Raw genomic sequence first — 1,400 nt, 5'->3', positions numbered from 1 at the left:
CTTCGAGGCCCAGGCGCATCACCTTTGGACCAGGCTTTCCATAGTAGGCGGTCCATCCTCCAAGCCGAGCAATGACCCACGCAGCGAAGGCGAGAGTGCCTTTTGGATGCGGGTTCTTTTGCTTCACAGTGGCCCCCTCGAGTTGAGAAGAGAGGGCTTCCAGCACAGGCTGGTCATCCGGCTCGAAGGCCTCGGTCAGTTCTTCCTCGGTCGTGCCGTCACGGGCGCGAACCAGTTGCATGATCGTGACCGTCGCTACGGCGGCTGCGGCAACGAACTTGATCATGACCTCGGGTTCGCCAATGTCGGCTTCCTCGATATCAAAACCGGCGGATTTGAGCGTGCGGAAGAACTCCTCGATGGTCCAACGCTTGCGATAGAGGTCGACGATCCGACGAGCTTGTTTTGGGCTTCTTACGACATGCGTGGTGAGAAGCCGCCAGTGGATCGGCTCGCCGTCATGGGTCGATGACACCTCCCGAACGTCCACCATGGTCAGGCGGATCATGTCGGGCAGATCTGGGCCAGGGCTGGGATGTGGCCGGCATAGCATGATCGGCGAGAAGCGCAAGGCAAGCTCGGCTATCCGCTCCTTGCGGCCCGGCGCCGCAGGAATCGTCACGCTGAACCGGGCAGCTTCCGGCAAGCCATCAACAAATGCAAACTGCTTCGCAAAAGCTCCGGACTTCAGTTTGATCTTCCGATTCCAGTTTGCCCTGACAAGCAACTCCACATTCGCCGGACGTCGCGCGAAGTGCTCGTAGATGTCGCTTTCCCGGTCGGAGATCACGGTGATGCTTTGCGCGGTCGATAAGGCCGCGCTGGCTTGAGCCGTCGCGGACAGCCAACGCTGCGACTCCTTGTCTGTTGTTGCTCGCGATCGCCGGGGCGTCACCTTGCCCTTGTCCCGATTCCAGACCTGCGCATCAACAAGACCCAGTAACGCATCAGTGCCGGCATCGAGTGCGAGCGCCGCATGCAAAAGCAGGCCCCGCGTTCCGCCGCCTTTGCCGACAGGGCCATAGCCGTTGGCTTTGGCGCGCCGTCCGCCAAGGATCAGTTCGCTGGTATCCTGAACCACGATGATCTCGCGACCGGCAACACGTTCCGCCGTGCGCGAAGCCGCATGGCTCGCCATCTCTGCGACACTTACCCGATCATTGCGCAGAAAACGCGTGAAGCGGACCTCCTGCGCTCGGTTCCCTGCAAGGCGTCGAATGCACGAACCAGGCCTTCCAACGAGCGCCACATGCAATGCGGCCCCCCTTTTTCCAGGCGACGATCGCCAAATCGCCCCAGCCCCACCTCCATCGACATAAGACCGCTCTCCACAAGACTGCCTCCCGCCAGGGAATCAGTCTTCGCCGATCTTCGCAACAAAGATGTGTGCATCAAATAGC

General features: G+C 60.7%; 1 protein-coding gene. It reads right to left on the bottom strand.

What is annotated here, in order from left to right; translation table 11 throughout:
• The coding region (locus tag ACZYOF_RS43760; RefSeq protein WP_463719589.1) for an IS4 family transposase at positions 1-1,249 on the bottom strand (1,249 nt) is incomplete at its 3' end.
• Positions 1,250-1,400 lie beyond the last annotated feature (151 nt).

It is taken from the genome of Bradyrhizobium sp. LeoA1Lang, assembly GCF_055413685.1.
This window is presented reverse-complemented; position numbering and strand designations above follow the sequence as displayed.